The organism is Bacillus sp. SIMBA_005, assembly GCF_046535585.1.
GTDB lineage: Bacteria > Bacillota > Bacilli > Bacillales > Bacillaceae > Bacillus > Bacillus pumilus.
The window spans coordinates 1-263 of record NZ_JAWRWI010000588.1; the positions used below are offsets into that span (position 1 = coordinate 1).

Here is a 263-nt window from a genome sequence, read left to right on the forward strand (position 1 = left end):
GGTCGACCTCATCATCGTGCTGTGCGGCGGCATGCGCGACAAGCAGGGCTTCAAGCTCGCCGGTTACGTGCGCTACCGCCTGATGGCGTGGCTCATCACGGTCGGCCTCTGGGTGCTGGGCGTCATCGGTTCGATCATCAGCACGATCGTCTTCGGTTCCTTCCTGTTCTTCGGCGCCACCGCCGCTCTGACTGGCGCGGCGCTCGACTCCGTCGACGAGCAGCCCACCGCGGTCGAGGAGGCCGAGAGCGGATCCGATGCCG

At 66.9% G+C, this 263-nt stretch carries 1 protein-coding gene; it reads left to right on the forward strand.

Going from position 1 to position 263, the window contains the following annotated elements; genetic code table 11:
• Window positions 1-263: hypothetical protein (locus SB660_RS21410; RefSeq protein WP_410584418.1), on the forward strand; the 263-nt coding region annotated here is incomplete at both ends.